Source organism: Nocardioides pymetrozini (assembly GCF_046058985.1).
In the GTDB taxonomy this organism is placed as follows: Bacteria; Actinomycetota; Actinomycetes; order Propionibacteriales; family Nocardioidaceae; genus Nocardioides.
Window position 1 is genome coordinate 170,873 of record NZ_CP175557.1, and the last position, 12,132, is coordinate 183,004.

Below are 12,132 nucleotides of genomic sequence, written 5' to 3' on the forward strand. Positions count from 1 at the left end.
GGTCGCTGCGCTCTTCGCCGAGGGTTTTTCTTCGCCCACGCCGGCAAGCCCTGGCAGCGGTCAACCAACGAGAACAGCAACGGTCTGCTTGCCAGTACTTCTTCCCCAAGGGCAGCGACCCGCGGGCCCACCCCATCGCGGACCTCCGACGCGTCGAGGAGCGAATCAACACCCGATCCCGCAAGACACTGGCGTGGGCGACCCGGCGGCAAATCCTGGCCACCGCGATAGCCTCGCTCTTACTACGGATCGTGCGTGCACGTCGAGCCCAACGCTCGTACGCTCGGTTCACACCGGGGCGTTCCATAACCGTTGGATAAGCCCGAGCAGGCCATCCCCTAGTCCGTGACCCATTTGTGGGTCCCTGGCCCGCAACAACCCGCAGCAGCCCCGAGCGGTACTCCATACGGTCTAGTCCGATGCGTGCTCGGCCCGCCCGGCGGATGTCAGATGTTCTGACACCACGGATCCACCGCAGCGACCTAACCGACAATCTGCTCGGTTTGGGAGCGTTGCTCAAGCTTAGGGCGAGAGCCTTGGCGAGCCAGGCTGGGATCTCCCGTCGCATTGTGACACAGGCGCCGCCGCAGGTCACCCTTGCATATCCGGCGGCCACGAGGGCTAGGCGGTCAGCGACGCGCCAGTGATCACCGAGAACTTCTTGACAAACGGCCCCTTTGTGGTCCACGTAATGTGATCTCCCGCAGGTAGCGCGATGAGGTCACCTGCTCGGAACTCGAACTCTTCGCCTGTCGAGTCATCCCGGATGTGAACCTCGCCTTCGAGAAGCAAGATGGTTTCATCTCCGAGGGTGGACGTATAGCCAACTCTAGAGGTTCCATCAGCGTCGCCACCGGGAATGCCCTTACCCACTCGCCACAGAGAAGTGAAGTACGTGCCGCTGCTCCCTTGGGGATACAAGGTAATGTACTCGCCGGAAACCAACTCGCCTTCAAGCGGCTCATTGAAAACGTAAGTGACCCATTCGTCGGAATGCGGATTGTCGTTGGTACTTGCAATGTAGATGTCGTTCAAATCGGCGCCGGTGGGGTTATCACAATCCCAAGAGACCCAGAATGTCTTCAAGTACGGTCCTGCAATATCCCAGGTATGCTCGACACCCTTCGGAACGTGAACGATCGAATTGGGACCCACCTGGTGACTCGTTCCAGCTTGATTGGCGGTGACGGTCGCCGACCCGTCGAGAATCACCCAGACACCATCCCCCATGGGAGACGTCGATAGTACCGTTCCCGAGCCGTCTGGGTTGGCGCCGGGAGCACCTGCATGGTATCGCCAGAAGCCAGCGACCAAGCGGCCGCTTGTCCCTTCCGGTCGGAAGATCGCAACTTCGCCCTGCGTTTCAACCCGACCCAGCGCCGGCTCGTCCCACTGGAAGGGCTTCCAATCGTGAAGCGCAGGATCCGCGGCCCCTGCGTACACGCGGCTCTTCTTTTCCACTGCCATCAAACTCTCTCCTCTTGGGCGTTGTTCCGTCGATACGCTCAGTTAGGGCCCAGATGCGCTTCTGGGACAGGTTGCTCGCGCACACCCCTTTTTCTCCCGCCGATCGTTCTCAAAATGTTAACTTCTCAAACCGAAGATGTGAACTGCCCTGGCGGTCGCGAACTGCGGTGTGCGGCGAGTCCTCAGGCTTAGCTGAGGAGCAACGTCACGAGATTCCGACTGGGATACTTGGCCATGCGCGTTAAGGCTGTCACCCATGTCGCATCATTGTTGACTTTTACCGCCGCGATCCTTGTCTGATTCCGCCACGGAGGGCGCCGCATCCGGTGAGGCTTGGGTGACAGGAGTGGTGGAAGTAGCAGCCCGCCTCAACCACGAACTGGCCCTGTACGGGGTGTCGTCCAGACTAGGCGGGCCATCGCGTGAGGCTCTGCGAGAAGGCTCTAGTCAACTCGCAGAACGGGACTCACGCCATGACCCTGAACCAGTCTGCCCTGCTCGAGCTCACCCAGATGCTGCGGGCCGCCGATGAGGGCGACATGATGCGTCAGATGCTCGGCCTCATGCTTCAGGCACTCGTCGAAGCCGAGGCCACCTCGGTGTCCGGCGCGGCACCCCACGAGCGGACCGAGGACCGCACCAACCAGCGCAACGGCAGCCGACCCAGGACCGTCTCGACGACCACCGGCGACCTCACCGTCCGGATCCCCAGCTGCGCACGGGTCGTTTCCTACCCTGCTCGAGCCCCGCCGTTGGGTCGACGTGGCGTTGCACGCCGTCATCATGGCGACCTATGTCCACGGCGTGTCGACCCCCAAGGTCGACGACCTCGTCGCCGCGCTAGGCGTCGGCAGCGGGATCTCCAAGTCCGAGGTCTCCCGGATCTGCGCCAGCCTGGACGCCCAGATCGCCGCCTACGACACCCGCCCCCTGGACGGCACCGCGTTCCCCTGTCGTAATACTCCTCCAGTGCCGGCTACGGTCGACGCCCGGTACAGACCGAACGCGGAGGTCCTGCCTCGTAGGCCGCTGCGACCGGTCCCGGCCGCCGCCGGATCCAGTCCCTGATGTGCTCGGGTGACGGGGTCAACGTCTTCTCGAACAACTGACCGTCCTGGTGTCCGACCCAGCAGCACGCACCGAGAGGGCGTGCACATCCAGGCCGACACTCGTACGCTCGGTGAACATCGGGGCCTCCCACACATGTCGGATAGGGCGGGCAGGCGGGTCCTGCCCGCCAATGCACGATCTGTCTGAGCGAGGCCCCGACCCCCAAGCACTACGCGAGCCTGCGCCACGACACGTCCCTCTGTAGCTGCCAAGTCAGCGCCGTACGACGCGAGGAAGCCCCCGAGAGGGAGTACCCCGATCGCTTGGGTGACGCCGTCACGCCGGCCCCCCGGTTCTTGGCCTTCAACCGCTTGAGCCGCCGGGGCGGGTCCTCGTAGCCGCGGGAGCTGCGCACAGCTCTTGCCCTCAAGCCCTTCAAGCTCGGCGTGAGAAAACCCGGGCCCGGCGTTGTTGCACGCCGGGCCCGAGTTGATCAGGCAAATGCCACCCTAATCAGAAGGGGAATCCGTGGGCCTGCTCGCGAGACGTGATCCACTGCCAGGACGTGAACTCGTCCCAGCTCGACTGGGAGCCGAAACTGCTGCCGTTCCCGGAGGCCCCGGTACCGCCGAAGGGCGCGTAGGCATCGTTGTTCAGCGTTTGGTCATTGACGTGCACGATACCGGTGTGGAGGCGGTCGGCAAGGCGCATTCCGCGCTCAATCGACCCGGTCTGGACTGCGGCGACGAGCCCGTACTCGGTGTCGTTGGCCACGGCAACGGCCTCGTCCTCGTCCTTGACCACGACAACCGGAGCCACAGGACCGAAGATCTCCTCGCGGAACGCCGGCATCGACGGGGTGACTCCTGCAAGAACGGTTGGGGGATAGTAGCAGCCCTCCGCGACGCCACCGGCTCTGATCTCGGCTCCGGCACTGACGGTCTCTGAGACGATGCGCTCGACATTGGCGACCTGGCGCTCGTTGATGAGCGGGCCTAGCGCCACCTGATCGGTGTGGGGGTTGCCGACTGGAAGACTGGCTGCGCGCTTGGACAGCAGATCGAGGTACTCATCTGCGACCGAATCGAGCACGATGTGACGTCCAGCGGTCATGCAGACTTGCCCCTGGTGCAGGAAGGCGCCCCACGCGCCGGCGGACGAAGCCACCTCTAGATCGGCGTCGTCAAGGACGACAAGAGCATTGTTGCCGCCCAGCTCCAGCGACACCCGCTTGAGGGTCCTTCCAGCGGCAGCACCGACCTCCCTACCGACAGCTGTCGAACCCGTGAACGAGATCATCGCAACGTTCGGGTCGGAAGCGAGGGCGGCTCCAGGCTCCGCGTCGCCAGCCATCACATGGAACAAGCCGCCCGGCAGACCTGCCTCTTCAAAGATCCTCGCCATCAGCACACCGCCGGAGACGGCGGTCTGCACGTCCGGCTTCAGGAGGACGGCGTTGCCGAGTGCGAGCGCAGGAGCAACGGCACGAACGGCCAGGATCTGTGGGAAGTTCCACGGGGAGATCACCCCAACGACACCGAGGGGAACTCGCCGCGCCACCGAGTGGCGACCGGGTTCGCCGGACGGCAAGAGGTGGCCCCACGGCTGCGTCGGCAGGGCAGCCGCTTCCCACAGCTCCCCGAGGACGAGGTCAACCTCAAATGCCGCCTTTCCAGGAACGCAGCCACCCTCGCGGATCAGCCAACCCTCAAGTTCGGCGCGGTTCGACTCGACGATGCCCGCTGCCCGACGAAGCAGAGCGGCCCGCTCTGGACCGGTCTTGGCCGCCCACTCGGGCTGCGCCGCCTTCGCCGCCGCCGCAGCGTTTGCGACGTCTGCGGCGTTCGCGAGACCCACGGTCGCAAGCACATCGCCCGTCGCCGGCTCAATGGTGTCGACAGTGCCACCCGCCGCGTCTACCCACCCGTTGCTGAAGATCTTGCCCTGCCACTCGGCGGAGTCCAGAAGGCTGCCCATTTGTTGTCCTCTCGACCGGGTCCCCGTCGCACACCAGAGACTCGAAGATCTGGTTTGGCGTAGTTCGAACTAGTGCGTGACAACCCTCGCCTAGTTCGTCAGCGTTGCGTTGACTTTCGGCGCCGTCGTTCTATGCGCGACGCGCCAGTGACGCGAGAAGAGGCCTGCGAACCGATGGCAACCGAGATGGACCCACGCGCCACGCGCACCGAGCAATGGAGGGCCCGACTGGGCCACGCCTTTGGCGGGTTGCGCGCCGACTACGTCGACGGACAACTTGACGCGTCGGCGACCGTCTCGACGGCAAGATCTCCTCGGTCCGTTTGGGCAGGGCCACGGCGTTCCATGTCTCGGGATCCCCCCAGGTCGTACGTCGAACTCAGCGCTCGATCATCACGGCCGAGGACGATCCGTTCAATCTATCTATCCAGCGAGCCGGCCGCTTGCATATCTCCTGGTCAGCTCGCTAACCGCACAACGCGACGTGGATGCTGATGTCACCGCGGCCGCGGCTCACCTCGGCGAAGCTAGCCTCGAGTTGCTCGCGAGCATCGTCAGCGAAGGAAGCACCATCGGGTCCGACGACACCCTCCGCGCTCGGGTCGGTGCCTACGTGCGGGCGCATCTCACCGACCTCGACCTCTCCCACAACAGCGTCGCGGCCGCACACACGATGTCGCCACGCTCCCTCCATCGGTTGTTCCACGACGAGCCGCAGTCGGTGATGGAGATGGCCCGGAGCCTGCGACTGGAAGCGATTCGCACCGCGCTGGCCGATCCGCTCCAACGCGGCCGGTCGACGATGGCGATCGCGAATCGACTGGGATACGCCGATGCTGCCCACTTCAACCGCGCGTTTCGCGCGCGATTCGGCACGACGCCGGGCGCCTACCGCCGGTCGGCGCTGGGTCAGTGACGCGCGCGAGTGCGGCCGGCGAGCTGAGGTCGTCAGAAACGAGACTTGCGGTCGAGGAAGGCGGTCATCCGCTCGTGCTTCTCCGGCGTCTCGAACAACACCGCCTGCGCGACGTTGTCGAAGACCGGGTGCGCGTCGCGGGGGACGTGGAGCGCGAGCTTGGTCAGCCGCACCGCGAGCGGCGCCGACCTGTGGATCTGGTCGATGATCGCATCGGCAGCGGGCAGCAACTGATCTGCCTCAACGATCTCGTTCAGCAGTCGGACCTCGGTCGCTTCTTGGGCGGTCAGGATGCGGCCGAGGAGAAGGATCTCCTTCGCGAGCACCTCGCCGACGAGCTCCCGCAGGCGCCAGGCGGCCCCGGCAGCGGCGAGAATGCCAAGGCGCCCCTCGGGGTTCCCGATGGTCGTCGTCGGGGTGCCGACCCGGAAGTCGCACGCGTAGGCAAGCTCGGCGCCACCGCCCAGCGCGTGTCCGGCGATCGCCGCCACCGTTGGCATCGGAAGCTTCGCGATCCTGTCGAAGATTCCCGAGTTGATGCCGGCGAGCGCGTCGGTGCTGGTGCGATCGCGCAGCTGGCCGATGTCGGCGCCGGCGGCGAAGACCTCGGTGCCGCCGGTGACCATCGCCGGCACGGGATCGGACTCCAGCACGGCACAGACCTGGTGGAGGCTGGCGACTGTGCCCGCGTCGATCGCGTTGCGTACCTCGGGCCGGGTCAGCCAGACGACAGCGCGGTCGCTTCGTCGTTCGAACTCCACACCCTCCAACGTGATGACTTCGCTCCGGGTCACGTTTCGTCCGCCCAGGGGTAGAAGCCTCGCCCCGTCTTGCGCCCTAGCTCGCCGCGCTCGACCATGTCGACCATCAACTGTGGTGGGGAGAACCGGGGTCCAAGTTCGGCTTCGAGGTAGCGGGCGATCCCCAGGCGCACGTCGATGCCTACGAGGTCGGTCAGCCGAAGAGGCCCGGTTGGATGGCCGTACCCCAGGGTCATCGCCGCGTCGATGTCCTGCGGAGCAGCGACACCTTCCTGGACCATCCGAATGGCCTCGAGACCGAGCGCGACTCCCAGCCGGCTGCTGGCGAAACCTGGGGAGTTGCGCACGACGACTGCCGTCTTGCCCAGCGCCTCGACCCAGCCGGTGGCGATCTCGGTCAGGTCGGGACCGGTCACCTCGGTGGTGACGACCTCGATCAGCTTGCTGGCCGGAACCGGGTTGAAGAAGTGCAGACCCAAGAAGCGATGCGGCTCCTGGAGGGCGTCCGTCAGCGTGTCGAGGCTGATGCTGCTGGTGTTCGTGGCGATCACCGTGTCCGCCGCGACGTTCGCCTCGATACGGCGCAGGGTCTGCAGCTTGAGCTCCAGGTCCTCAGGGACAGCCTCAATCACGAGGTCGGTCGCTGCCAGGGACCCGGCGCTCGTTGCCAGCTGCATCCGGGCGAGCACCCGGTCGGCGTCGTCGATCTGGCCGCGCCCGGCGCTCACCTGCAGGGCTCTCCCGATCCTTCCGTGGGCGGCGGCCGCGGCGTCGTCGTCTCGTTCGACCAGCGTGACGTCAGCACCGGCCAGGAGGAGCGCGTGCGCAATGCCCGCACCCATCCGGCCGCCGCCGACGACGCCGCATTGCGCGGGGATGCGGACGACCAGGGGGACGGAGGTATCGTTCGCGCCGGTCACTACGCTGCCCCACGGGCTCGGGTCAGGTGAGCGAGGCCGGCGTCGGTGATCACCCGGTCTGACTGCTCCGTGGCGAGGAGCCGCGGTTCGCGGGTGTACAGACGCGCGAGGGCCGTGCGGTCGAGCCCGACCTCCCGCGCTGCCTGGTGCACCTCGAGCTTGTGCAACCGCCCGTTCGCACTGGAGGCGATCCGCTCGAGCAGTGCGACAACGGGGTCTGACGTCGGCTCCGATGACGACTCGGCCACGCGCGGCTGTGGCACCAGCAGCACCTCGATCTGGGCGACGATGCCGCGGAGCGCGGCCCTCAGCACGTCGATGTCGGAGCCTGGGTCCCCGGCGCCACCGGTTCCTTGCCAGGTTCGTTTCGGATGACGGCGGAGGTACTCCTGCTCGAGCTCGAGCATCCGCGCCGTGTGGGTGGCGAACTGTTCGGAGGTGCCGTTGAGGAACACCCAGTTGCGAGTGTCGTGGACGGCCTTGCCCTGCTGTTCGAGCTCCTCATCACGCAGCTCACGCACCGGCCGTCCGAGCGCTTCTTGCGCGATGTCGTGGTCGGTCATCTCGATGCTCCTATGCAATCGCTGGCTGGACCAGCCGGAGCTGGTGGCGGTACCTCCGGGCGTTATCGACGTACTCCTTGACTGCGTAGTCGATCCACCTGGCCTGCTTAGTGGACTCGACCGGCCGAGCTCGCGCTGGCACGCCGAGCGCCATCGAACCCGGGGGGATCTGTGAGTCCTCGGCCACGAGGGCCTGGGCTCCCACGACGCTGCGCGTGCCGATCACCGCGCGGTTGAGGACTACCGACCCCGACCCGATGAGACACCGTTCCTCGACGGTGCAGCCCTCGAGGTGGGCGTTATGTCCGATGACGCACTCCGGGCCGACGATGGTCGGCCATTCCTCCGTCGTGTGGAGGATGGTGCCGTCCTGGACGGACGTGCGGGCGCCGACCACGATCGAGCCCATGTCGCCGCGGAGCACGGCACCGGGCCATACCGAAGCCTCCGCACCGATCTCGACGTCGCCGATGATCACGGCGTCGGGGTGCACGTAGGCGTCGCGATGGATGCGTGGCTCGAGATCGCCGAGCGCGTAGACCGGCATCAGCGGCCCTCCAATCCGACGAGATGGTCGAGTCCGTGGTAGATCGCCATGGCGTTCCCGCCGAGGATTCCTGCCTGGGTGCGTTCGTCGAACCCGAGTCCTGCGACCGCGGCCGCGTTGGCCGCCACGCCGGGCACTCCGGGCCAGTCGGTGCCGAAGATCCACTTCTGCGCGAGGCGGCTCAGTTCGAAGTTTGAGTAGTAGTCGGGGAGCCGTTTGGGCGGCAGTCCCGAGAGCTCGATCCACACCGTAGGGTTGGCGAGCGCCATGAAGGCCGCCGTGTCGTACCACCATCCCCGACCACCGTGAGCGAGCACGACGTTCAAGGTCGGGAAGTCGCGGACCACGGGAAGCAGGTACTCCGGGTCGGCCAGCTCATTGCGGCTGCCGGGGAACGAGCTGGTGCCGCAGTGGACGACAAGGGGTACCTCGCGTTCGGCGAGGACCTGGTACGCCGGGTAGAGCTCGCGATCGTCGCAACGGAAGCCTCCGTGCACAGGATGCAGCTTGAGGGCGGCAGCACCGTGGTCGAGCTGTCGGACCAGCTCCCGCGCGATGGGGAAGTGCAGATGAGGATTCACGTTGGCGACCGGTCGAAACCGCTCAGGGTTGTGGTCGACCAGAGGAAGGAGGTCGTCGAAGCGCTGCGCCCCGGTGGCCCGAGGGCTGTACTCACAGAACAGGAGTGCGGCGTCCACGCCCTCAGCCGCGAACAGGTGATCCAGTTGCGCGGGAACGGGCGCGCCGGTGGAGTCCCACACGCCCTTTAGGATCCCGTCCGCACCGAACTCCCGCGCCCACTCGATCCATGCCGGCGCCAGGGTGTCCAGATGTGGCACATGGACGTGAGCATCGACGAATGTCTGATCATCGAGCACGGGTTCGGTCGCCTCCTTCGAACGGACGTTGCAGGACTGCCGTCGGCCATCAGTGGCCGGCGACCAACGGGGTGTCGACACCGAGGGATCCGACCTTGTGGGCACCACCGGGGGCGCCGAGGGGCTCGCCACGGCCGTCGAGGATATCCACGAAGAAGCGACGGTTGTCCTCGACGAATGCTTCGTCCGACTCGGACACACGCCGGTCCTGACTGATTGCCTCCACCGGGCAGACCGGTTCACAAGCGCCGCAGTCGATGCATTCCTTGGGATTGATGTACGCCTTGCGACCACCCTCATAGATGCAGTCGACCGGGCACTCCTCGACGCAGGAGCGATCAAGGACGTCGATGCACGGACTGGCAATCACGTAAGGCATGCGCGTTTCCTTCGTTCGTGGATGGTTGCTCGCGGCGCGAGAGGGGCGGACGAGCGGGCCGTCAGGCGCTTAGCGAGACCTGGTGCGGCGTGTCGGTCGAATGTCCGGGGAACAGCTGGGCATCCGGATCGATGTAGACGGCGGCGTTGTTCACCGCCGTTGCCACCTCGCCGAACCCGACCGCGATCAGGCGGACCTTGCCGTCGTAGTCGGTGATGTCCCCGGCTGCGAAGATGCCCGGTTGGTTCGTTCGCATGGCGCTGTCGACGACGATGTGGCGGTTGTTGGCGAGCTCCAGCTCCCACTCGCGCAGCGGCCCCAGGTTAGCGGTGAAGCCGAGCGCTGCGACCACCTTCTGGCACGGGACGGTGCTCGCTTCACCTCCCTTGAGCTGGTAGGTCGCCTTCTCGACAACGGCACCGCCGTCGAGCCGGACGACCTCGGCGTTGGTGACGATCCGGACACTCGAGGAGCGAACCTCGGTCACGCTTGCGGCATGTGCCCGGAACTGCTCGCGTCGATGCACCAGCGTCACCGACGCCGCGATCGACTCCAGCGTCAGGCACCAGTCGATCGCAGAGTCGCCGCCCCCCACGACGAGCACGTCCTTCCCCGCGTACTCGGCGCTGTCGGGCACGAAGTAGTCCAGACCCCGGCCGAGAAAGTCCTCCCCCGCCGGCAGAGGGCGCGGCGTGAAGGTGCCGATACCGCCGGTCACGATGACCGCGCCGCATCGGACCACTTTCCCGCTGCTGGTGGTCACCTGGTGGCGTCGGAGGCTGCCTTCGGGAAGACGCTCGTGGAGCTGCGCCTCCTCGCCGAGGATAAAGGTCGATTCGTATTGCGTCGCCTGGTCGACGAGCCCTCGCACGAGGTCGCGACCGGAGACGGCGGGCAAGCCGGCGATGTCATAGATCTGCTTCTCGGGGTACATCGCGGTGACTTGTCCACCGAGTTGGCTCAGCGAGTCGATGACCGCGACGCTGAGTCCGCGGGCACCGGCGTAGTAGGCGCCGAACAGACCCGCAGGTCCCGCGCCGATGATGAGGATGTCTACGTCGGTGGTCATTGCGATGCCGCCCCTGATGCGGAGAGGTCCGCCGGCGACTCCTCGGTCTCTGAGGCGAGGAACGCGCGAACCTTGAACCTCTGGATCTTCCCGGTCGCGGTCTTCGGAAGCTCCTCGACGAACACGATGTGTCGCGGCGCCTTGAAGTGGGCCATCCGGTCGCGACACCACGTGATCAGCTCGGCTCCGTCGGGCTGGGTGTCCGCCGCGGCGACGATCACGCCGACCGGCTTGTCGAGCCCGTCGGCATCCGCGACACCGACGACCGCGGCCTCCCGCACACCGGGATGGTCGATCAGGCACGCCTCCACCTCCGCGGGTGAGACCCAGATGCCTCCCGCCTTGAGCATGTCGGTGTTGCGGCCCAGGCACCTGAAGTAGCCGTCCTCGTCACAGACATAGGTGTCGCCGGTCACCAACCACTCGCCTCGGAACACCTGGCGAGACGCCTCGGCGCGACGCCAGTACCCCAGGGCGATCGACGCTCCGCGCACGTGCAGCGCACCGGGCGCACCGGGTGCCGCCTTGTTGCCGGCTTCATCGAGCACGACCACCTCATAGCCAGGCACGGCGCGCCCGGTCGTGCCGGGTCGGATGTCCTCAGGTTGGTTGGACAAGAAGATGTGGAGTACCTCAGTCGAGCCGATGCCGTCGATGATGTCCACCCCGAACCGCTCCTTGAAGCGCTTCAGCAACGGCGCTGGAAGCGCCTCGCCGGCCGACGTCCCGAGCCGCACCGACGAGAACGCGTCGTCCGGGATGTCGCTGGCAAGAAGCGCCGCATAGAACGTCGGCACGCCAAAGAACAGCGTCGGTTGGCTCTGGGCCATCCGCTTCCGGACCACCTCCGGCGAGGGCCGGCGCGGCTCGAGGATCGTCGTCGCGCCGACGGACAAAGGGAAGAACACGCTGTTGCCGATGCCGTAGGCGAAAAACATCTTCGCCACCGACAAAGTGCGGTCGTCTGGCCGGATCCCCAGCACCTGGTGACCGTAGCTCTCACAGACATGACGGATGTTGGCGTGCCGGTGCATCGCCGCCTTGGGCATGCCCGTGGTGCCGCTGGTGTAGAGCCACAAGACCCAGGAGTCCTCATCGGTTGCGGCGGTCCCCCTCGCGTGGGTGGCCGCGCGTCCCGACTCGACGAAGTCGTCGAACTCGATGACCTCGCGCTCACCGAGCAGCTCGGAACCTGATTGTCCGACGATGACGACCTTCTCGACGCTGGGCACCGCACCGACAGCCTCCCGCGCCGCTGCGGCGAAATCCTCGGTGCAAATCAGCATCCGCGCGCCAGAGTCCGCGAGGACCTTGCTGACCTCGGCACCTGTCTGCATCGTGGAAACCGGGACGGCCACCACGCCGGCGCGGAACGCGCCGAGGATCGATGCCAGCATCGGGATGTCGTCTGCCATCAGCATCATCACCCGGTCGTCCGGGCGCATACCGGCGACCCGGTAGGCCGCGGAGACGTCGCCGACCAGGACATCCAGTTCGGCGTAGGTGAGCGTGCTCGTGCTGCCGACTACTGCAGGGTGGTCGCCTCGCCCGGCATCGACGTTGCGGGTGAGAAGGTAATCGGCGGCGTTGAACGGTGCGTTCATC

The 12,132-nt window shown here is 66.3% G+C and carries 11 protein-coding genes and 1 pseudogene; 2 read left to right on the plus strand and 10 right to left on the minus strand.

Annotation, left to right across the window (positions count from 1 at the left end):
- Positions 1–621: 621 nt before the first annotated feature.
- Positions 622–1,467, minus strand: coding sequence for a cupin domain-containing protein (locus tag ACJ5H2_RS22485; protein ID WP_408899685.1), 846 nt, complete (start codon positions 1,465–1,467; stop codon positions 622–624).
- Positions 1,468–1,940: 473 nt separating this feature from the next.
- Between ACJ5H2_RS22485 and ACJ5H2_RS22490 the strand changes: the two are divergent.
- Positions 1,941–2,418 (plus strand): annotated as a pseudogene (locus ACJ5H2_RS22490) (transposase); the annotation flags it as partial.
- A 612-nt stretch (positions 2,419–3,030) separates the two neighbouring features.
- Here ACJ5H2_RS22490 and ACJ5H2_RS22495 read toward each other — a convergent pair.
- Positions 3,031–4,494, minus strand: a complete 1,464-nt coding sequence (locus tag ACJ5H2_RS22495) for a benzaldehyde dehydrogenase (protein ID WP_408899686.1) — start codon at positions 4,492–4,494, stop codon at positions 3,031–3,033.
- Positions 4,495–4,978: 484 nt separating this feature from the next.
- On the opposite strand from ACJ5H2_RS22495, the gene ACJ5H2_RS22500 reads away from it, so the two are divergent.
- Positions 4,979–5,410: a helix-turn-helix transcriptional regulator gene (locus ACJ5H2_RS22500; protein WP_408899687.1), complete on the plus strand. Its 432-nt coding sequence runs from the start codon at positions 4,979–4,981 to the stop codon at positions 5,408–5,410.
- A 32-nt stretch (positions 5,411–5,442) separates the two neighbouring features.
- Here ACJ5H2_RS22500 and ACJ5H2_RS22505 read toward each other — a convergent pair whose 3' ends face one another.
- The 8 genes from ACJ5H2_RS22505 to ACJ5H2_RS22540 all read right to left on the minus strand — a co-directional run bounded on the left by ACJ5H2_RS22505 (position 5,443) and on the right by ACJ5H2_RS22540 (position 12,131).
- Entirely contained in the window at positions 5,443–6,186 is a 744-nt protein-coding gene (locus tag ACJ5H2_RS22505) for an enoyl-CoA hydratase/isomerase family protein (RefSeq protein WP_408899938.1), read from the minus strand.
- Between the two features lie 14 nt (positions 6,187–6,200).
- Positions 6,201–7,013: a 3-hydroxyacyl-CoA dehydrogenase family protein gene (locus ACJ5H2_RS22510; RefSeq protein WP_408899939.1), complete on the minus strand. Its 813-nt coding sequence runs from the start codon at positions 7,011–7,013 to the stop codon at positions 6,201–6,203.
- Between the two features lie 77 nt (positions 7,014–7,090).
- A complete protein-coding gene (locus ACJ5H2_RS22515; protein WP_408899688.1) occupies positions 7,091–7,654 on the minus strand; it encodes a DUF6158 family protein in 564 nt (187 codons plus the stop codon).
- A 10-nt stretch (positions 7,655–7,664) separates the two neighbouring features.
- Entirely contained in the window at positions 7,665–8,201 is a 537-nt protein-coding gene (locus ACJ5H2_RS22520) for a gamma carbonic anhydrase family protein (RefSeq protein ID WP_408899689.1), read from the minus strand.
- A complete protein-coding gene (locus tag ACJ5H2_RS22525; RefSeq protein WP_408899690.1) occupies positions 8,201–9,079 on the minus strand; it encodes an amidohydrolase family protein in 879 nt (292 codons plus the stop codon). The genes ACJ5H2_RS22520 and ACJ5H2_RS22525 overlap by 1 nt, the downstream gene beginning before the upstream one ends.
- Positions 9,080–9,128: 49 nt before the next feature.
- Positions 9,129–9,458, minus strand: a complete 330-nt coding sequence (fdxA, locus tag ACJ5H2_RS22530; protein ID WP_408899691.1) for a ferredoxin — start codon at positions 9,456–9,458, stop codon at positions 9,129–9,131.
- 61 nt (positions 9,459–9,519) lie between these two features.
- The gene (locus tag ACJ5H2_RS22535) at positions 9,520–10,527 is read right to left on the minus strand and encodes an NAD(P)/FAD-dependent oxidoreductase (RefSeq protein ID WP_408899692.1); all 1,008 of its coding nucleotides are present in this window, start codon (positions 10,525–10,527) and stop codon (positions 9,520–9,522) included.
- Positions 10,524–12,131 carry a benzoate-CoA ligase family protein gene (locus tag ACJ5H2_RS22540; protein ID WP_408899693.1) on the minus strand — a complete coding sequence of 536 codons (1,608 nt, stop codon included), beginning with the start codon at positions 12,129–12,131 and terminating at the stop codon, positions 10,524–10,526. The genes ACJ5H2_RS22535 and ACJ5H2_RS22540 overlap by 4 nt, the downstream gene beginning before the upstream one ends.
- Between the last annotated feature and the right edge of the window lies 1 nt (position 12,132).